This window comes from Desulforhopalus sp., assembly GCA_030247675.1.
In the GTDB taxonomy this organism is placed as follows: Bacteria; Desulfobacterota; Desulfobulbia; order Desulfobulbales; family Desulfocapsaceae; genus Desulforhopalus_A.
On sequence record JAOTRX010000007.1, the window covers coordinates 264,940 to 284,113 of the forward strand.

Annotated in this window: 19 protein-coding genes; 16 read left to right on the forward strand and 3 right to left on the reverse strand. The window is 56.0% G+C overall.

The features are described from left to right. Nucleotides 1-21: 21 nt before the first annotated feature. Nucleotides 22-312 carry a DUF3820 family protein gene (locus OEL83_15980; GenBank protein ID MDK9708542.1) on the forward strand — a complete coding sequence of 97 codons (291 nt, stop codon included), beginning with the start codon at nt 22-24 and terminating at the stop codon, nt 310-312. A 53-nt stretch (nt 313-365) separates the two neighbouring features. Here OEL83_15980 and OEL83_15985 read toward each other — a convergent pair whose 3' ends face one another. Continuing rightward, the gene (locus OEL83_15985) at nt 366-923 is read right to left on the reverse strand and encodes a PDC sensor domain-containing protein (protein MDK9708543.1); all 558 of its coding nucleotides are present in this window, start codon (nt 921-923) and stop codon (nt 366-368) included. Between the two features lie 576 nt (nt 924-1,499). On the opposite strand from OEL83_15985, the gene OEL83_15990 reads away from it, so the two are divergent. The 8 genes from OEL83_15990 to OEL83_16025 all read left to right on the forward strand — a co-directional run bounded on the left by OEL83_15990 (nt 1,500) and on the right by OEL83_16025 (nt 10,295). Then, complete coding sequence (locus tag OEL83_15990) at nt 1,500-2,609, forward strand: YeiH family protein (GenBank protein ID MDK9708544.1); 1,110 nt, start codon at nt 1,500-1,502, stop codon at nt 2,607-2,609. A gap of 81 nt (nt 2,610-2,690) precedes the next feature. Then, complete coding sequence (locus tag OEL83_15995; GenBank protein MDK9708545.1) at nt 2,691-3,086, forward strand: biotin/lipoyl-binding protein; 396 nt, start codon at nt 2,691-2,693, stop codon at nt 3,084-3,086. Then, nucleotides 3,086-3,535: a universal stress protein gene (locus tag OEL83_16000; GenBank protein MDK9708546.1), complete on the forward strand. Its 450-nt coding sequence runs from the start codon at nt 3,086-3,088 to the stop codon at nt 3,533-3,535. Before OEL83_15995 ends, OEL83_16000 begins: the two co-directional genes overlap by 1 nt. A gap of 208 nt (nt 3,536-3,743) precedes the next feature. Then, nucleotides 3,744-5,717 (forward strand): DUF3365 domain-containing protein, encoded by a 1,974-nt coding sequence (locus tag OEL83_16005; protein MDK9708547.1) that lies wholly within the window; start codon nt 3,744-3,746, stop codon nt 5,715-5,717. A gap of 10 nt (nt 5,718-5,727) precedes the next feature. Next, complete coding sequence (locus tag OEL83_16010) at nt 5,728-7,143, forward strand: sigma-54 dependent transcriptional regulator (protein MDK9708548.1); 1,416 nt, start codon at nt 5,728-5,730, stop codon at nt 7,141-7,143. A 160-nt stretch (nt 7,144-7,303) separates the two neighbouring features. Next, nucleotides 7,304-8,146 carry a rhodanese-like domain-containing protein gene (locus OEL83_16015; protein MDK9708549.1) on the forward strand — a complete coding sequence of 281 codons (843 nt, stop codon included), beginning with the start codon at nt 7,304-7,306 and terminating at the stop codon, nt 8,144-8,146. Next, nucleotides 8,143-9,267 carry an FAD-dependent oxidoreductase gene (locus OEL83_16020; GenBank protein ID MDK9708550.1) on the forward strand — a complete coding sequence of 375 codons (1,125 nt, stop codon included), beginning with the start codon at nt 8,143-8,145 and terminating at the stop codon, nt 9,265-9,267. Before OEL83_16015 ends, OEL83_16020 begins: the two co-directional genes overlap by 4 nt. 200 nt (nt 9,268-9,467) lie before the next feature. Then, nucleotides 9,468-10,295: a hypothetical protein gene (locus OEL83_16025; protein ID MDK9708551.1), complete on the forward strand. Its 828-nt coding sequence runs from the start codon at nt 9,468-9,470 to the stop codon at nt 10,293-10,295. 50 nt (nt 10,296-10,345) lie between these two features. Here the strand turns inward: OEL83_16025 and OEL83_16030 are convergent, their stop codons facing one another. Further along, nucleotides 10,346-11,017 (reverse strand): CBS and ACT domain-containing protein, encoded by a 672-nt coding sequence (locus OEL83_16030; protein MDK9708552.1) that lies wholly within the window; start codon nt 11,015-11,017, stop codon nt 10,346-10,348. A gap of 386 nt (nt 11,018-11,403) precedes the next feature. Between OEL83_16030 and iorA the strand changes: the two genes are divergently transcribed. The 5 genes from iorA (at nt 11,404) to OEL83_16055 (ending at nt 17,100) form a co-directional block, all read left to right on the forward strand. Next, a complete protein-coding gene (gene iorA / locus OEL83_16035) occupies nt 11,404-13,218 on the forward strand; it encodes an indolepyruvate ferredoxin oxidoreductase subunit alpha (protein ID MDK9708553.1) in 1,815 nt (604 codons plus the stop codon). Beyond that, on the forward strand, nt 13,215-13,796 hold the full coding sequence (locus OEL83_16040; protein MDK9708554.1) for an indolepyruvate oxidoreductase subunit beta: 582 nt from the start codon (nt 13,215-13,217) through the stop codon (nt 13,794-13,796). The genes iorA and OEL83_16040 overlap by 4 nt, the downstream gene beginning before the upstream one ends. A gap of 41 nt (nt 13,797-13,837) precedes the next feature. Then, nucleotides 13,838-15,148, forward strand: coding sequence for a phenylacetate--CoA ligase (locus OEL83_16045; protein MDK9708555.1), 1,311 nt, complete (start codon nt 13,838-13,840; stop codon nt 15,146-15,148). A 15-nt stretch (nt 15,149-15,163) separates the two neighbouring features. Continuing rightward, complete coding sequence (locus tag OEL83_16050) at nt 15,164-15,595, forward strand: ACT domain-containing protein (protein ID MDK9708556.1); 432 nt, start codon at nt 15,164-15,166, stop codon at nt 15,593-15,595. A 206-nt stretch (nt 15,596-15,801) separates the two neighbouring features. Then, nucleotides 15,802-17,100, forward strand: a complete 1,299-nt coding sequence (locus OEL83_16055) for a phenylacetate--CoA ligase (GenBank protein MDK9708557.1) — start codon at nt 15,802-15,804, stop codon at nt 17,098-17,100. 214 nt (nt 17,101-17,314) lie between these two features. On the opposite strand, the gene OEL83_16060 is transcribed toward OEL83_16055, so the two are convergent. Continuing rightward, complete coding sequence (locus OEL83_16060) at nt 17,315-17,794, reverse strand: gamma-glutamylcyclotransferase (GenBank protein MDK9708558.1); 480 nt, start codon at nt 17,792-17,794, stop codon at nt 17,315-17,317. A 16-nt stretch (nt 17,795-17,810) separates the two neighbouring features. Here OEL83_16060 and rph point away from each other — a divergent pair, with 16 nt between their 5' ends. Together rph and OEL83_16070 are read left to right on the forward strand one after the other, a co-directional pair. After that, nucleotides 17,811-18,527 (forward strand): ribonuclease PH, encoded by a 717-nt coding sequence (gene rph, locus OEL83_16065; protein ID MDK9708559.1) that lies wholly within the window; start codon nt 17,811-17,813, stop codon nt 18,525-18,527. A gap of 23 nt (nt 18,528-18,550) precedes the next feature. Then, nucleotides 18,551-19,132 (forward strand): pyridoxamine 5'-phosphate oxidase family protein, encoded by a 582-nt coding sequence (locus OEL83_16070; protein ID MDK9708560.1) that lies wholly within the window; start codon nt 18,551-18,553, stop codon nt 19,130-19,132. The last annotated feature ends 42 nt before the right edge of the window (nt 19,133-19,174 follow it).

The window sequence follows — 19,174 nt, forward strand, 5'->3', positions numbered from 1 at the left end:
ACTGGAACAAAGGAGGAGTGAATGATCGGTAGTGAGCTCGACCATAAACTCCTCCGCGAACTGATGATCATGAAGATGCCCTTCGGCAAATACGCCGGGCGGCGGCTTGTCGACCTGCCGGAGCCCTATGTCGTGTGGTTTGCCAGGAAGGGTTTTCCACCCGGCAAGCTCGGCCGGATGCTCGCCATCGTTCACGAAATTAAAATCAATGGCTTGGAATATCTGTTTCAATCTTTTCCAGCCGAAACCGTTGAGGATCAGCCTGAGGATGATCACAGCGGTACATCCTCTGGCCGTGAAAGTAAAACCTGAGCCTGCTGAACCAGCCGATGGCCATTGCCTCTTTTTGCACCTGTCTTTCCCGCCTACGGCACTTTATCAATATCAATACCGAAGGTGATGGCACCGATGGCATGGTCGCCGTCCATCACCGGCACGGATACCTGCACCAGATAGGCCTGAGAGCTTTCGTCGAACTTCACCTGATCCACAAAGACCGCGCCGCTACCATTGTTGAAGGATTTGATGAACTTTGCCTCGTCACCCTGCCAGTAGTCCGAGGTCTTGTCGGTCATGGCCACGTTGGCACCCTGGTTATCCATGACAAACATCTCGTAATAATAAGGATGCGATGAAAGGAGGCTCCGCAGGTACCTGCCGCATTCGGAATCGCTGACCGCCTTCATGAAATCGGCAAGTCCCGGGGTTTTTATCCATCTTTCGTCCAGCTCTTTGATTTGGATAAGAGTTTTCCCTTTAGCGTTTTCTGCCTTCACTGCGCTGACGATGACGGCGTCATTGCCCAGGGCAGCCAATGTGCTGTAGGCCAGATCCTTGACCTTTTGTGGCGCTTCTTCAGCGGGCGAAAGGGTCGCACCGGCAAACAAGAGCATGATCGCCATTGCAAAAACTCTGATCGTCATGACTTCTCTCCGCTTGATTTGTTGGGGGCAATTGTCGAAGAATTACATCTTGAATTTTCATCTTCCCCTCAAACTATCGGATGAAAAAAACGCAAAATCAAGCGTGAAGGAGAATTATTTCTGGTTTGAACAAACGCCGGGAGGCGTTTACGCCGGAAGACAACATTGCGTAAGTATTGCCGAGGAATAGGTCCCACCGTCGATAAGTGATAACTTTTGGCAACACTGTTTCTCCAGGTTGGCAATTCTACCGGCCGAGCCGCCCCGACAGGTAACCATTCGGCAGTTGATAAAGAAAGAATAATATATTGAAAAGATGAGGTAATATTGTCCTTCGGTGGCAGCTTTTTCATCCCGGAGACTCTGGCATAGCCCTTGCTTAAGACGGCCCAGGCAAGTTTGAAACAGGGGATTTTCCCAGATTTGGTACTAATAGGAAAAGACAAGGAGGTGCGATGCGGCAAAACATCCCATCGGGGAAACAAGGTACGGAAAGGTTGATTCGGATTATGGAAGGAAAACGTCCCGGCAAATGCCCGGTAAAAACGATGCACTTATCCAAGGAGAGTATTTTCAATGGAAGATAAAAACATTTTCAGTAAACTTCTGGCGATCATCCCGGGCCTGGCGGTCATGGTCGGCACCTTATACGTGCTGCGCATGTATGTTGAGCCGTGGATGAATCAGGTCGTGGTGTTCGGCACCAAAGGCTGGCTGGTGAAGGTAGTGAGCCTCAACTATATCCTGCTGTCGATTCTTACCGGCATGCTGTACCGGAACATCCTCTTTGCCGGAAAAATACCCGGCTGGGCCGAGGATGGCTTTCGTACCACCAGGCTGTTTATCAAGATCGGCGTCATCATGCTTGGTTCTTTATATACCTTTGATAAACTCCTGAAGGTTGGCGGCATCGCCATCGTCTTGATCGTTTCCTTTGTCTTTGGTACCGCTATCTTTATTATGTGGCTCGGCAAAAAGCTTGGCGCCGATCGTTCGGTGACCTCGGTCATGGCTGCAGCCTGCGGCGTGTGCGGCGTTTCCGCCTCAGTTGCCACCGCCCCCGGTGTTCGGGCGAAACCTGTCGATCTGGCCCTGGCCATCGCTACCATCCTCGGCTTCGGTATTGCCAGTATGTTTGTCAGCCCCTATATCGGCAAGGCACTGTCGCTGTCCGATTATCAATTCGGTGCCTGGGTCGGCACCGGTATCCTCAATTCCGGACAGGTGCTGGCCACCTGTTTGGCCTTTAACCCCAACTTTGCACCGGGTACCGCCGTTGCCTATGGCGAGATCTGGAACGTCGTGCGGGTTATCAGTATCCCCTTTGTGGTGTTTTTCATTACCGCCTGGTACTGGAAGGGCGAGGCTGATGCTGAACATGTCAGTCTTGGCAGCGTTATCGCCTCGAAATTCCCGATCTTTGTCCTTGGTTTTGTCGGTATGACCGCCCTTTCTTCCCTGCATGTACTCGGTGCCGAGGGCTCTGAGACCCTGCATCTGATGCGTCAGGTCATGGCATGGATCTTTGGTATCGGCTTGGTCGGTTTGGGTGCCTATATCGATGTCCGCGAAATTAAGGCAGCCGGCGGGACACCGCTGCGCATCGGCATCATTGCCGGCCTCGTCAAATATATTCTGGCACTGATCGTTATTTTGGCGTTTATCCCCAAAGAAGGCGCCTTTTAGTACCTTGGAAATTCCCTTGCTGTTTGCAAGAATGAGTTTCGTAAAGGGACTGGGGTTACTATAAATTAGAGGAGACAATTCATGTCTGACAAGAAAAAATCCCTGACAGTTTTTAAAACCGACCGGCACGAGGATATCGCCGCCATCATCGGTTCGGGAATCGTTGTAATCGTCGTACTTACCTATATGGCCTTCGTGGTGCCGTCCGTATCCATCAAACCGCAGCGCGATGGCAAGCTCGTGGAGATCTTTGTCAAGGAAGGTGCCGAAATCAAAGCGGGCGATAAGCTTTTCTCCCTCGAAGTGGTGAAGAAAAAGTGGGTCAATAACGTCATGGAAGAGAAAAACGTTGTTGAGGAGTTCACCTCGAAGGCCGGCGGCAAGGTGTTGAAGGTTGCCGGCAAGCCCGGCGACAAGGTGAAGAAGGACAAAGGGGCAATCGTCGAACTGGAGCACCAGAAGGGAACCCTGCCTTGATGAAAATCCTCCTTGCCCTTGATGACAATCCCCGTGCCGTGGCTGAGGCCTTGCGCCTGGCCCGCGAGCGTGGCGCGAGCCTCAATGCCCTGTTCGTCGTCGATGCCACCTGGGAAATGTTCATCGGTCATGACTGGTTGTCCGGCTGCAATGCCCGTATCGGCTTTCTCGAATATATGCTGGCGCAGGAAGAAGATGCGGCGGTGATGGCCTTGAAGGCCTATACGGAGCAGGTCGGCGAGGTTCCCGGGGAACTGCTCACCGTCACCGGTGACGTGGTTGAGGAGATTCGCAGGGAGGTGGCCAAGGGCTATGATCTCTTGGTCATGTCCAGCCCGTTTACCCGTGGCCTTACGATCATGCGTGACCCGCTGGCGAAAATAGTGAAAAAGCTGGCCTGTGACGTGTTGTTGGTCAGGCCCGCCGCCAAGGGGCAGGGATCGCCCTGAGGCAGGGGCAAAGTAAAAGCTGTAGCTAGTAAAACGGCAGGGAGGGTTCGACGGGCTCTTCCTGCCGTTTTGCCTTTTACGGCGCTGCAGGTGTCGAAAAATCCTTGCTTCCTGCACCGTACCGGCTACCCTTCAAAAAACATGAAGGCCGTTGCCGGGTGGTAATGGCCAGGTGGCACTCCTCCCCATTTTCTTTCAAGGTTTGGTAATGACCGCCAATCAGCAAACTGCACAAAGTCGCAATAGACACCCAGGCTTCCAGGCCAAATTCCTGCTGGTACTTGCGGCGATACTCATCATCTTTTCCGGGCTGACCGCCTCGACCATCTATCACCATGAGATGGAGAATCTCGAGCAGAATGCCCACGAAAAGACCGAGCTGGTCATGAAGGCCATCGAGGCCAACAGGAATTACGTCCAGGATGTGCTTCGGCCGGCCATGTACAAGGAGTTGGGTGAGCGGCGGTTTGTTTTGGAGGCCATGTCGTCTTCCTATATCAGTCGGATGATCATGGAGAGATTCAACCACGAGGTGCCCGGCTTCGTGTACCGCCGGGTGGCCATCAATGCCAAAAATCCCGCCTATGAGGCGGGTGCCCTGGAAACGGAAATGATTCAACGTTTCCAAAGGGATGGCCAATTAAAAGAATGGCAGGGGATTCTAGAAATGGAAGGGGAAAAATATTTCATGCGCTTTCAGCCGGTTGTCTTCAAGGAGGCCTGTCTGAACTGCCACGGCGATCCGGCGTCCGCGCCGCAGGAGGTAATCGACGGCTATGGGACAACACGAGGCTACGGCCACACCTCGGGGGCGATCTCCGGGGTCATCGGTCTTGGCATGCCCATCGATGTCAATCTGCAAAAGATTAAGGACTTTACTCTGGCGCTCTTTATCGGGGTGGTGCCCTCGATCATCTTTGTCTACGTCATCATCAATACCTTTTTTAACCGCTATATAGCGAGTAATCTCCGTAATATAATCAGTTTTTTCCGAACAAACATCCGCGATGCCGAGGGGCAGACCATCTTCGACAGCTCCCAGAAGATGGATGCCATTGAAGAGCTTATCGCCGCCGCCAAGACCATCGCCGACCAGATACAGGTCAGGCAAAGCACCCTGGAGCGTTATGCCGAGGAGATTCTCCGTAGCAAGAATATTCTGCAATCGGTATTTGACGGGATCACCGATCCGGTGGTGCTTCTTGGCCGCGAAGGCCGGATCAAGGTGGTCAATGCGGCCTTTCTCCAGCGCTATGCCATGTCGATGCAGCAGGTGGTTGGCCAAAAGACCTCAGACCTTCTGGCCAATGCCTGCTGTCCGCTGGTGCAGTGCGACGATGTCCTGGCGGCCTTTCCCGATCATCCGATAAGCCGTGAAATCCGCATGCAGAGCGGTGAAATCTTTCTCATCCATTTCTATCCGATCGAGGTGCAGGGGAATAAGGCGGAAAGCCTTGTCTGCTACGTCAAGGATATCACCGAGCAAAAAAGGCTCGAAGGCAAAATTCAGAATACCGAGAAAATAGCCTCTATAGGTATGCTGGCGGCGGGAATTGCCCATGAAATCAACAACCCCCTGGGGGTCATTTTGTGCCATATCGATCTTATCAAGGGCGAGGCCAATCTTGCCCCGGAGGTGCGGTCTGATCTGGAAATCATCGAGAAACACGCCGGCAATTGCCGGACAATTATCGCTGATCTCCTGAAGTTTGCCCACCAGCAACCGACGGTAAAAGAGGCATGTTCGCTGAACGCGATTATCGGCGATGTGATGCTTATGGTCGGTAGCCAGTTCCGCAAACAGCGGATTACGGTCGAGACTTTTCTTGATGACGCCATTCCACCGCTAGTTCTTGACAAAGACAAGATCAAGCAGGTTGTCCTCAATATCCTGCTCAACAGTGCCCAGGCCATCGAGGAAGGAGGAAGAATTACCGTCTCTAGCCGATTTTCAGAGGAGGAGCAGAGAGCCATTCTCATCATTGAGGACGATGGCCCGGGAATCCCGGCGGAGATCATCAACAATATCTTTGACCCCTTCTTTACCAGCAAGCCGCCGGGGAAGGGGACAGGGCTCGGTTTATCGGTGAGTTACGGGATCATTCGCGATCATAACGGCGAGATCACCGCCGAAAGCTCTCCCGGCAAGCCGACCCGCTTTGTCATTTCATTGCCCGTGTAAGGAAGCAAACATGAATAAAAACCGCCTTGTTATTGTCGATGACGAGACCGATATGCGCAACGGACTGCAGCGTCTTATCAGCCGGGAGTTTCCCGGTTTGCAGGTGGTGGCCCTTGCCGATGCCGAGAGCGCCATCAGCTATTTTGCCAAGGAGCCCGCCGACCTGGCGCTCCTTGACATTAAAATGCCCGGGATGAACGGCCTGGAGTTACTGCAAAATTTGATCGGCAAAGATCCGTGGCTGACTGCGGTAATGATGACCGGCTATGGCTCGATCGAGGTTGCCGTTGAGGCCATTAAACTCGGGGCCTATGATTTTATAACCAAACCGTTTGAGCAGGAGGTCATCTTTCGCACCCTCAGCAAGGCGATTGAGCGTAATCGTTTGCTCCGGGAAAACTCCACCCTGAAAGAGCAGGTTTGCGGTCAGACAATAAGTCATGGATTTGTTGGTAAATCACCGGTTTTTCAGAAGTTTCGCAGTAACCTTGAGATCATCGCTCGCACCAACTATACCGTTCTGGTGCGCGGTCAGTCGGGAACCGGCAAGGAATTGACGGCACGGGCCCTGCACAACCTCAGCGACCGCCGTAAGAAGCCGCTGGTTATGGTCAATTGTCCGGCAATTCCCGAACATCTTCTCGAATCCGAGCTGTTTGGCTATGTGCGCGGGGCCTTCACCAATGCCAATCAGGATCAGCAAGGCCTGGTTGCCGCGGCGGACGGGGGAACGCTGTGCCTTGACGAGGTGGGGGATCTACCGTTTTCCATCCAGAGTAAATTGCTGCGGGTACTGCAGGAGCGAGAGATTAAACCGCTTGGCTCGACCAGGACCGTCAAGGTCGATATCCGGGTCATCGCCCTGACCAATCTGGACCTTGAAAAAATGATAGCGGATAAAAAATTCCGGGAAGATCTCTACTACCGTTTGACTGGCGTCACTCTGCTCACACCGGCCCTTCGGGAACTGGTCGAGGACATTCCACTGCTGGTTGCCCATTTTACCGAAAAGGTGTGTCTTGAACTGAATTTGCCCCGGAAACAGTTTACCCAAGAGGCCATAACCGCCCTCATGAACAAGGACTGGCCGGGCAACGTCCGGGAACTGGAAAATGTGGTGCGCCGGGCGGTGATGTTCTGTCCGCATCCCCATGTCGGCCTGGAAGATTTGAATTTTCTGGAGACCGCGGTCAGCTTGGCTGGTGAGGAGCGGGCGGCGGATGATTTTGAAAGCAACGGCCAGTTTGAGGCGTACAAAGACGCCAAGGAGCGGATCCTTCGGGGCTTTACCAAAAAGTATCTCAGGGCGCTGCTTCGGAAGACCGCCGGAAATGTCTCGCAAGGTGCTGAGATATCGGGGATATCGCGGGTGGCCCTGCAAAAAATCATGAAGCGCCAGGATATCAGCGGCGCCGATTACCGGTAAAAAGGCTTTGCCACGACAAGGTAAAAGCTGCGGGGAGGGAGTGGATATCCGCGGATAAAGGATGTATCATCGAAGACGATGGGCATGCGGGCTGGCTGGGTAAATGAACTTTGCCCACGCCATGCAAGAAGACGGTCGTCATCACCTGGAGGAGGTCCTTATGAAATGGTTGCAATTTTTCACCCCTGTCGCCTCAATCAGCTGGGATGAGGCAAATAAAATGGTGGCGGATAGTCCGGCGGGCGAGGTGACATTTCTTGATGTCCGGCAGCCGCAGGAATACGCCGCCGGTCACCTGCCGGGCGCGAAACTCCTGCCGCTCGGCGATCTGGAGGGCCGTCTCGGCGAACTTCCCGTCGATAAGCCCATTGTCATTTACTGAGCGATGGGCGGACGCAGCCGGGTTGCTGCGCAGATGCTCTCCGGCAAAGGCTTTCAGAAGCTCTACAATCTTTCCGGCGGGATAAAGGCCTGGGGCAAGGAGGTGGCAGTGGGGCCGGAGGATGTCGGCATGCATCTCTTTGTCGGGGCGATCAGCTCCATGGAGGCAATCATCGTCGGTTTTGGTTTGGAGATGGGTCTTCGGGACTTTTATCTGGCCATGGAAAAGAGGACGAAACGCCAGGAAACCAAGGACCTCTTCGGCAAACTGGCCGCCATTGAGACCCTCCACCAGGAACAACTGGTGGGTTTGTACGGCGAGGTTACCGGCAAGCGCCTGTCGGTTGCCGAGTTTGCCGGCAAAATCGCCGAACCGGCGATGGAGGGCGGCTTGACCACCGAACAATATCTGGCGCGGTACAACACCAATCTCGATTCGGAAATCGAGGTGCTGTCGCTGGCCCTGGCGATAGAGGCACAGGCCCTTGACCTGTACCTGCGGGCGGCGGAAAAGGGCGGCGAAGGCGAGGGGCGGCAGGTCTTGCTGCGGATTGCCGGGGAGGAACGCGGCCATATCGCCAGGTTGAGCAACTACATTGACCAGCAGAGGGACCTTTCATGAGAAAACGTCTTGTCCTCATCGGCGGCGGCCATGCCCATATGGTGACTCTGGCCAGGCTCAAAAGCTTTATCGATAAGGGTTTCGAGGTTACCGTTATTCAGCCTTCCGAATACCATTATTACAGCGGTATGGGGCCGGGCATGCTCGGCGGGACCTACCTGCCGGAGGAGATTCGTTTTGCTACCCGCCGGCAGGTGGAGAGCAAGGGCGGCCGCTTCATCCTCGGCAAGGCCCGGCGGATCGATGCCGATAGGCGGCTGGTATATCTTGAGGACAGCGAAGAGGCGATCGCCTTTGATGTCCTGTCGTGCAATGCTGGTTCCTACGTGCCGCGGGAGATGATCTCCGGCAAATTTCCGACGGTTTTTACCCCGAAACCCATTGAGGAATTGCTGGTTGCCAGGCAAAAGGTCCTTGAAGTGGCTGGGCAGGGCAAGTGCACCGTCGCGGTGGTCGGCAGCGGACCGTCGGCGATCGAGATTGCCGGCAATATTCACCAGTTGTGCCGCCAGCAGTCGGTGCATATGCCAACCATCCGGCTGTTTTGTGGCAGGAGCTTTATGGCCGGGCGGCCGGCTCGGGTTCGACTTCTGGTGCGAGATGTTCTTGCGCGTAAAGGTGTGGAGATTCTTGAGGTGGGTCGGGTGCGGCAGATTGACGGGCAGCGGGTTGTTCTTGAGAATGGTCAGGAATACCAGGCCGATATCACCTTTGCGGCGGTGGGGGTCAAGCCGTCGCAGATCTTTGCCCGTTCCGGTCTACCGGTCGGTCCGGACGGCGGCCTGCAGGTCAACGAATACCTCCAGTCCACCGGGTATCCATATATCTTTGGCGGTGGTGACTGCATCCATTTTACCCCACAGCCCCTCGATAAGGTCGGGGTATATGCAGTGCGGCAAAATCAGGTGCTGTACGGCAATCTCCTCGCCTGCCTGGAAGAGCGGCCTCTTGAAAAATTTTCGCCCGGCGGCAGCTATCTTCTGGTGTATAATCTGGGCGACGGTGAAGGGGTGCTGGCCAAATGGTTTCTGGCCTTTGCCGGCAAGCTGGCCTTTGTTCTAAAAGACAAGATAGATCGCCGGTTTATCAGAACATTTCAGGAAACAACGAATGCCGCCTAGAGGTTTCTGCAACCGCTAGAAACCGCCAGGATCGGCTTTTCCGTCCTTGATCTTCCGGCCAATATCCCTTAAAAGAAAGAGGGGTGCTTGAGTCACCATTCTCCACTACTGTAAAGCCGACTTGAGCTGCATGTCTGTGCCAACGAAACGTATGTTCTTGCGATAAAAATCGAATTATTGGAAAACCTTGAGGGGTGGCTATGAGCAAATGGGAGTGTGGGGTTTGCGGATATATTCACAAGGGCGATGCACCGCCGGATCAGTGCCCGGTCTGTGAGGCCCAGAAAAAGATGTTTACGGAGGTGGTCGAGACAGCGGCGGATCCAGCCCCTCCGGCAAGTGAAGGCGGCAGGCGCTGGCGTTGTCTTGTCTGCGGCTATGTTCATTCCGGCAGTGAGCCGCCGGATAAATGCCCGGTATGCGCCGCCCCGAAGTCCCAGTTTGTCGAAATCGATGCCGAGGGCAATACAATAGGCGAGACCGTTCCCCCTGCCGCACCAATGGAGACTGCTCCGCCTGCAACGGCGGTGACGACGGCACCGGCCGTGGCGGAAGCGCAGGGGTCCGCCAAGGTGGAGACCACCTTCTTTGATACACTCGCCGGACCGGTGCAAAAATTCCACCTGCATCCCATCACCGTCCATTTTCCCAATGGCATATTGCCCGCTGCCGTTGGTTTCCTGGCGATTGCCCTGTTTTTCAATATCACCAGCCTGGAGCTTGCCGCCTTCTACAATTTGATCGCCGTGCTGCTGATGCTGCCGGTCGTCCTGCTGACAGGTTTTATCGAGTGGCAAAAACGCTACAAATGCCTAAAGTCATTCATCTTTATAACGAAGATCCTGTGCAGCCTGGTGGTCCTTGCCGCAACCAGCGTGCTGGTCTTCTGGCGGCTTATCGACCCGGCGGTCATGGCCCCGGAGTCGCCATCAAGGTTTATATATCTGGGGATCGCCGTCGCCCTTCTCGGGGCGGCAGGCCTCGCCGGTCATCTCGGCGGCAAGCTGGTCTTCGGCAGCCGGGGATAGTTGCGCCGGGTCGCTGGTCTGCCTCTTCGTCGCCCCGTTTCCGGCTGTGATTATAGCGGCAGGAACGGGGTGATGTCTTTTTCGTAGCGGTTTTTCACCTTGAAGCCTTTGCCTTGCAGGGCCGCTATCGCCTTTGGGCCATCCTGGCTGGCGACGCGCATCACCAGCTCGGTAATCCCCGGATATCTGTTGTCCGGCCAGCAAAACAAGCTCTGGATATTGATTGCTTCATCCTTCAGGGCATTGGACACCTCCGCTAGTTTGCCGATGCTATCGCGGACAAAGATACTGAGGCGGATGCTCTCTTCACTGATGCCGATGGCCTGCAGGAGCACCGCCATGACGTCGTGGCTGGTGATTATCCCGGCCAAGACCTCGCCTTCCATAACCGGCAGAGCGCTGATTCGGTGCTCCTGCATGATCAGGGCCGCTCGCTCGATGGTGGTGCTGGTGGGGATGGTGACGACGGTTTTGATCATGATCATCGATACCTCAACCTTTTGCAGCAGGTAGTTGAGTTCGTGGATGCTCAGCGAGGTGGCCGGTGATGCCCAATTTTGTTTGAGATCCCGGTCGGAGACGATGCCCACCAGCTTCTTCTTGTCATTGATGACGAGAAGGTGGTCGATCTTGTTCTTGTCGATGAGGTCCCGGGCCTCAACCAGGGTGGTCTTGGGGGAGACGGTGATAAGATCGGTGTGCATTATTCTGTCTATATACATGATTGCAAGGCCTCCATGGTAGAGTTCGTGGGAACAGCATTGTGCGATGAACGCTATAAAAACGTCTGGAAATGTTTGAGAAAAGCTTGATACCGCAGGGCTGGATCGTCCCGAGCAATCTCATTATAGAATGGCTGCCGGGATTGTCAAAGCGAAGATCCCCGCCAGGCTTCAAATTTCCTATAAATATCCGTGGCAACAGGTCGGCAAAGTGTTGACGGGGGAGGGAGAGTGTGGTTTTCTGGGGGCTGAAAAAACACTTGCCGGAAGGCGCGGTTTCAGAGTAGCTTGCTCGGTTATTTTGTCCTCGGAACGCCGGTTTTTTGCGGCCGGTGTACGAAACTTAAACACAATGGCATCAAGAATTCTATTGATCAGGAGAGATCGTGGCACAGATTAAAGACAACGGCCTGTGGCTGTCCGGCAATGAAGCCATAGCACTTGGGGCCTATGAGGCCGGTGTAAAGGTTGCATCCGGCTACCCTGGAACACCTTCCACGGAGATTATGGAAAACCTCTCGGCCTATGCAGGGGTTTATACCGAATGGGCGCCCAATGAGAAGGTCGGCCTGGAGGTGGCTATCGGCGCCTCGTTCGCCGGCACCAGGGCCCTTGCCACGATGAAACATGTCGGGGTCAATGTCGCCGCCGATCCGCTCTTCACTGCCGCCTATACCGGTGTCTGCGGTGGACTGGTGGTAGTCAGCGCCGATGATCCGGAGATGCATTCGTCGCAAAACGAGCAGGACAACCGCAACTACGCCTTCGCCGCTAAGGTGCCGATGCTCGAACCCTCTGAGCCCAGTGAGGCGAAAGAGATGGTCAAGCTGGCCTTTCGCCTGAGCGAGGAGCTTGATACCCCGGTCATGCTGCGGGTCACTACCCGCGTGTCGCACGTCAAGGGTGTGGTGGAAAGAGGCGCGATGCAGACCAGCAACGCCGCCTGCGGCATCAACAAGATCCCCGGTAAACTGGTCATGCTGCCGGCTATCGCCAGGCAGCGCCGCGTCGTCGTCGAACAGCGCATGAACAAATGCCGGGAGCTGGCCGAGACCATCGACATCAACCGCATCGAGGCGGGCGACACCAAGAGGGGCTTCATCACCGCAGGCGTCTCCTATCTTTACGTCAAGGAGGCATTTCCCGAGGCTGCTGTTCTTAAGCTTGGCATGTGCTGGCCGCTGCCGGAGAAGAAGATCCGCGAGTTTGCCGCCATGGTCGATGAGCTGGTGATCGTCGAGGAACTTGATCCGTTTCTTGAGACGCACATCAAGGCGATGGGCGTTGCCTGCCGCGGCAAGGACCGCATCCCCAACCAGGGCGAACTGAACACCGCCATCGTCCGCGAGGCGATCAGCCCCGGCTCAGGCCCCGAGCTCTTCGCCCCTGTTGAGTTGCCCAACCGGCCGCCGAATATGTGCGCCGGCTGCCCGCATCGCGGCATCTTCTTCAACCTGTCGCGGATGAAGGTCTTTGTCTCCGGCGATATCGGCTGTTATACCCTCGGTTTTCTGCCGCCGCTGTCGGCCATGGATTCCTGCGTCTGCATGGGCGCCTCGATCCCCATCGCCCACGGCATGGCCAAGGCCCTTGGCGAGGACGGCCACAACAAGGTGGTGTCGGTTATCGGTGACTCGACCTTTATCCACTCGGGCATCACCGGCCTGATCAACACCGTTTATAACAATTCCGCCTCGACGCTGATCATCCTCGATAACCGCATCACCGCCATGACCGGCCAGCAGCACAACCCGGCCTCCGGCTATTCCATCAAGGGTGAGGCGGCGGCAAGTCTTGATCTGGTAGCCCTGTGCCGGGCAGTGGGTGTCAAGCATGTCTATACCGTCAACCCCCACGACATCGTCGAGAGCCGCAAGGTCCTCAAGGAGGCGGTGGAGTTGCAGGAACCGTCGGTGGTTATCTCCCAGGCGCCCTGCGTCCTGCTGCCGGAGATGAAGGCGCGGCGGCCGGTGTCCTACTTCACCAATCAGGAAAACTGTGTCGGCTGCATGTCGTGCATCCGTCTCGGCTGCCCGGCCATCAGCTGGACCGCCTTTGCTGACGGCGAGGCGGAAAGCCGCGGCTACCGCGCGACCCAGAAGGGGCTTTCGAAGATTGACGAGGTGGTCTGCAACGACTGCGGCCAGTGCGCCTCACTGTGTAAGTTCAATGCCATTACCCGCGGGGAGGGGAAGAAATGAAAGAACAAGGCAATATCCTCTTTTCCGGAGTAGGCGGCCAGGGCATCTTACTCGCCAGTGAAATCACCGTCTACGGTCTCTTGGCCGCCGGTTTTGACGCCAAGAAGAGCGAGGTGCACGGCATGGCCCAGCGCGGCGGCTCGGTCACCGCTCAGCTGCGTTATGGCAAGAAGGTTTACTCGCCGCTCATTGAGCCGGGCTGTGCCGATATCCAGATGGCCTTCGAGATGATGGAAGCGGTGCGCTACCTGCCCTATCTGCACAAGGGCAGCACGGTCATCGTCAATACCCAGAAGATCCTGCCGCCCTCCGTCGCCACCGGCCAGGCGAGGTATCCAGAGGACGTTCTCGACCATCTGCGCCAGCGGCAGATCAAGGTCGTACCCGTCGACGCCTTCGACATCGCCCGGGAGGTCGGCGAGATGAAGACCGCCAATGTGGTGATGGTTGGGGCGCTGTCGGCATTTTTGCCGGTTGACCCCGCCGTTCTCGAAGAGGTCATCCGCACCCGGGTACCGGAGCGCTTCCGCGACGTAAACCTGCAGGCCTTCCAAGCCGGACGAAAAGTTAGCCAATAACGACAGTGAATATAGCCAGTTAGGAAACAGGGAGAGGAACCATGTCAGTACATTATTGGGATGAAGAGATGGAGACCCTGCCACGGGTCGGATTGGAATCAATCCAGCTGCGGCGCTTGAAGCATCTGGTGGCAAGGGTGTACCGGACGGTTGAACCCTATCGCCGCAAGATGGATGCGGCCGGCGTCAAGCCTGAAGATATTAAAAGCCTTGCTGATTTGGCCAAACTGCCCTTTACGGTCAAGGACGATCTGCGCGACAACTATCCCTTCGGCCTTTTCACTGTTCCCATGGAAGAGGTGGTGCGGGTCCACGCCTCATCGGGAACCACCGGCAAGGCGACCGTTGTCGGCTATACCGCAAAAGACATCGAGACCTGGTCGAATGTCATGGCCCGCGCCCTGTGCTGCGCCGGCGCCACCAAAGGCGATATGATCCACAACGCCTACGGCTACGGTCTTTTTACCGGCGGTCTTGGCGCCCACTACGGCATCGAGAGACTGGGGGCGACGGCCATTCCGGTATCCGGCGGCAATTCCAAGCGGCAGATCAACATCATGAAGGATTTCGGCTCGACGGTGCTGCTCTCCACGCCGTCCTACGCCCTCAATCTTGCCGATGCCATGGATGCCATGAAGATCGACCCGAAGTCGCTGTCGCTGCGCGTCGGGATCTTCGGCGCCGAGCCGTGGAGTGAGAGCATGCGTGAGGAAGTGGAGCGTAAGCTCAATCTCAAGGCGACCGATATCTACGGCCTGTCCGAGATCATCGGACCGGGGGTTGCCCAGGAATGTCTGGTGACCGACCGCGGCATGCATATCTGCGAAGACCATTTCCTGCCGGAGATCATCAATCCGGAGACCGGCGAGGTATTGCCACCGGGCGAGAAGGGCGAGCTGGTGTTCACGACGCTCACCAAGGAGGCCTTTCCACTCATCCGCTACCGGACCAAGGATATCTCCCGGCTCATTTACGAGCCCTGCGAGTGCGGCCGCACCCTGGTGCGTATGGAAAAAGTCACCGGCCGGACCGATGATATGCTGATCATCCGCGGCGTCAATGTCTTCCCATCGCAGGTCGAGCATGTCCTGCTTGGTGTCGAAGGGGTTGAGCCGCATTACCTGATTGTCGTAGAACGGGAGGGAAATCTTGACACCATGCAGGTGCAGGTCGAGGTCAGCGAAGGAATCTTCTCCGATGAGGTCCGCGTTCTGGAAAATCTGAGCAAGCACATTCAAAAAGAGATTAAAGATCTGCTTGGCGTCACCTGTAAGGTGAAACTGGTTGAACCGAAGACCATCCAGCGCAGTGAAGGCAAGGCGCAGCGGGTTATCGACAAGCGAAAAATCTGAGAGAAGAGGGATACTATGCTGGTAGAACAAATTGCCGTATTTTTAGAGAATAAGTCCGGACGACTGGCGGAGATCACCGCCATCCTCGCCGAAAACGCCATCAACATTCGCGCCCTGTCTGTCGCCGATACCGCCGATTTCGGCATCCTCCGGCTGATCGTCGACAAGGTCGAGCAGGCCAAGGCGGTACTCCGTGAAAACGGCTTTACCGTTGGCAAGACCCAGGTCCTGGCAGTAGAGGTGGAGGATAAGACTGGGGGCCTCGCCAGGGTGCTGAAGTGCATCAAAGAGGCCGGAATCAACGTCGAGTATATGTACGCCTTCGTCAATAAAACCGGGGAAAACGCCGTATTGATCTTCCGTTTCGAGAAGATGGAAGAGGCGATGGCCACCCTGCAAAAGGAAGGTTTTACCATCCTCAGCCGGGAGCAGATCTGCGGCCTGTAATTCCAATTGTCAATCAAGCATTAACTGTAGCTGCTGGGCTGTGCGGCTCCTCGCCGTACTGCTCTGTACTGTCTCGTCGTTGCTGGCTTGCAGCTTCGTTTCCATCTTGATTTAGAAATCATCTTGATTTAGAAATGGAATAATTCAAGCGGGGCAGCTCTCTGCGGTCGGCCCGTTTCACCTCAACCGTTACCTTTGAAACCACTATGTACTGGCAAAAAGATCAAGAGTGTCTGCCTCGGCCGGAGCTTCTAAAACTGCAGCTTGAACGGCTTACCCGCACCCTCTGCCGGGTGGCCAATAATGTGCCGTTTTATCGCAACAAATTCAGTGAATTGAATCTCCATCCGGAGAAGATGCGGAGCCTTGAGGAGTTGCGCGACTATCCCTTTACCACCAAACAGGACCTCCGCGATAACTATCCCTACGGCCTGTTCGCCGTGCCACTGCGCGATGTCGTCCGGGTGCATTCCTCCTCGGGAACCACCGGGATGGCCACGGTAGTCGGCTATAGCCGCAACGATATTGTCACCTGGTCGGACCTGGTGGCGAGAATTCTCTGCGGCGCCGGTGTCACCCCCGATGATGTTATCCAGATCGCCTTCGGCTATGGCCTGTTCACCGGCGGTTTTGGTCTGCATTATGGCGCCGAGCGGCTCGGGGCCTCGGTCATTCCCATATCCTCCGGCAACACCAAACGGCAGATCCAGATCATGCAGGATTTCAAGAGTACCGCCCTGGTCTGCACCCCGTCCTACGCCCTGAAAATGGCCGATGTGATGATGGATATGGGGATCAATCCCAATGGCCTGTCCCTGCGCTACGGCCTGTTCGGCGCCGAACCCTGGTCGGAGGCGATGCGCCAGGAGATCAACAGCCGCTTAGGCATCCGGGCCACCGACAACTACGGCCTATCGGAGATAATGGGACCGGGCGTTGCCGGCGAATGCCAGGAATGTAACGGTCTGCATATCAACGAAGATCATTTCCTGGTCGAGGTCCTCGACCCCGATACCCTGGAGCCGGTGGCTCCGGGAGAGGTTGGCGAATTGGTTCTGACCACGCTTACCAAGGAGGCCTTCCCGGTCATTCGCTACCGAACCAGAGACCTGACCCGTCTGATAACCGAGCCCTGTCCCTGCGGCCGGACTCTTGTGCGGATGAGCCGGATCATGGGGCGTTCCGACGATATGCTGATTATCAAAGGGGTCAATGTCTTTCCCACCCAGATCGAGGCGGTGCTTTTTGATATTGAAGGCACCGAGCCACACTACCGGCTGATTGTCGAACGGGAGAACAATCAGGACAAGCTGACGGTATTGGTCGAGGTTGTCGAATCGATCTTCTTTGACGAGATGAAAAAGCAGAAGGCCCTGGTTGAAACCATCAAGAAGCGCCTGGCCTCGGAACTGGGCATCGGGGTGGAGATCAAGCTTGTCGAGGAACGGTCGCTGGAGCGTTTTGAAGGCAAGGGGGCACGGGTTATCGACAAGCGTCAGCTCTAGGCCCGGATGTTTTTTGAGCACCGCTTCCCTGTCGCTGGGGCGGTGCCGGATCTTATACCGCAAGGGCATGAGTTTCGTTTGAGCAGACGAGCTGCTCGACTCAGCTATATACCGCAAGGGCATGAGTTTCGTTTGAGCAGACGAGCTGCTCGACTCAGCTATATACCGCAAGGGCATGAGTTTCGTTTGAGCAGACGAGCTGTTCAACTCAGCTTTATTCTCCCGCTGATCCCGGCGGGATTTTTTGAAACCCCAGATAGGCCGAGAGAAACCGCGATTTTCCCACCGCGATAAAATGCTCATAGCTCCACGGCTCGCCGGTCAAAAGCTCTTTATGCTCGGGGTGAATGACGTAGACAGCAGCGGCGCAAAGGCCACGGCCTTCGGTTACGACCTGCACCTCCCGGCGGAGGTACTGCCTGCCCTCGAAACGGTCGAGCCGCTCCATGGCGGATGGTGGCAGATCCAGGTAGAGGACGCCTGCAACCTCACTCCCCGGCTGGGCGATGATGCCCGGATACTCCTCGCCGCGAATCCGCGAACGAAAATAGTCCTTGAGGCTTGCCGGGACGAAGTCAGGCTGGCAGCTGGCAACCTGGAACATGATATCACTGCACATCAGTGAGCCGTAGGTAAAGAGATTGAGCATGGCGGTGTAAACGGTAGTTATTAAAGGTGATAAGAAATTTTGCATTATACGATGGAGAACCATGAGAAGCAATAACCGGCAGCCTGATGAGCTCAGGCCATTATCGATAGAGCGGGGCGTGCAATACCAGGCCGACGCCTCTATCCTCATCCGTATGGGCAATACCCACGTGCTCTGCGGGGTGAGCGTGGAAGAGAAGGTGCCACCCTTCCTGCAGAACACTGGGCGCGGCTGGCTTACCGCCGAATACGGCATCCTCCCCTGCGCCACCAATAGCCGCTATCGCCGGGAAACCCAGGGACAGTCGGGGCGGACCATGGAGATCCAGCGCCTGATCGGCAGGAGCCTGCGGATGATGGTCGATCTTTCTATGATCGGTGAACGGACGCTGCGGGTTGACTGCGATGTCCTCAACGCCGACGGCGGCACCCGCACCGCCGCCATCACCGGCGGAGCACTGGCGGTCCGCGACGCCCTGGTAAAGCTGGTGCGGGACGGTAAACTTGAAAAACTCCCGGAAATTCTGCCGGTTGCGGCGATTTCCGCAGGAATTGTCGAGGGCACACCGCTGCTTGACCTGGATTACCAGGAGGATTCCGCCGCCGAAACCGATGCCAATTTCGTGATGGCCGGTGACGGCCGATGGATTGAAATCCAGGCCACTGCCGAGGGCGGACCCTTTTCCGATGAGGCCTATCTGGCCATTTCCGGCCTTGCCCGGCGCGGTATCGCCGATTTATTTCGGTTGTGGAAGGATGCCACCCCGGTAAACCGTTGATTCAATCGTCAAGGACTATAATAATGCGAAGAAAATTCAATGAGATAAGTAATAAAAGTACGATTGACGAGATCCTCCTCCGCTGCCGTGTCGGCAGACTGGCGACCACCGGCGGCGACGGCTATCCGTATATCACCCCGGTTAATTATGTTTACATGGATGGGGCAGTCTATTTTCATTGCGCCAGGCAGGGTGAAAAACTCGACAATCTGCAACGCGATCCCAAGGTGTGCTTTGCCGTCGATCGGCCGCTTGCCTACCTCGACACCGCCTACGACAAGAGTATGCCGGTCTGTGATGTCGGCCAGTATTACCAGTCGGTGGTCATTCGCGGCCGGGCGGAGATTGTCGAGGATGTCGTGGAAAAGGTGGCCGCCCTCAATGCCCTTATGGCCTGCCATGAAAATGTTCCGGACTTCGCCGAGATAACCGCCGAAACGCCGGCGGTGGCCTTGTGCACCGTTGTGGCGGTGCGGGTAGAACAGGTCACTGGTAAGGCCAACCTGGGTCAGAAAAAGCCCGCCGCCGAGAAGGAGAAAATTTGCGCGTATCTGCGCCGGAGGGGACTGCCGGGCGATCTGGAGGCCGCCGATCTTATCGGTTAGCCGAGGACGGAACCGGTCAGTGCAGATCGTTCAGGCAAGGAG